Genomic DNA, 300 nt, shown 5'->3' on the forward strand with positions numbered 1-300 from the left:
TCCAAATTTCTAAATGGCTGTGCTTCGATTGATAACGTGCTTAAATTGATGTTTGTTAATTTTTCGTTTGTACCTGTTCCAAGTACTGAGGTAGTGGCTAAACTTCGTCCTAAATCATCTGTACTTGTTGTTAGACTTGCTCCAATTTGCTCTACATCACGTCGGTTTCCTCCTGATATAATTAATCGACTACGTTTATCTAGTAACCATTTACCTGATAATACATATTTAAATTTATTATCCTTAAATCCATAAGCTGTATATCCTTCTATACGCCACATATCGTTTTGACCAAAGTAT

Annotated in this window: 1 pseudogene; it reads right to left on the bottom strand. The window is 34.0% G+C overall.

Annotated elements, in window-relative coordinates:
* Positions 1 to 300, bottom strand: a pseudogene (locus tag V6251_RS15265) (carboxypeptidase-like regulatory domain-containing protein); the annotation flags it as partial.

The sequence above is a fragment of the Olleya sp. Ti.3.14 genome (assembly GCF_038154885.1).
In the GTDB taxonomy this organism is placed as follows: domain Bacteria; phylum Bacteroidota; class Bacteroidia; order Flavobacteriales; family Flavobacteriaceae; genus Olleya.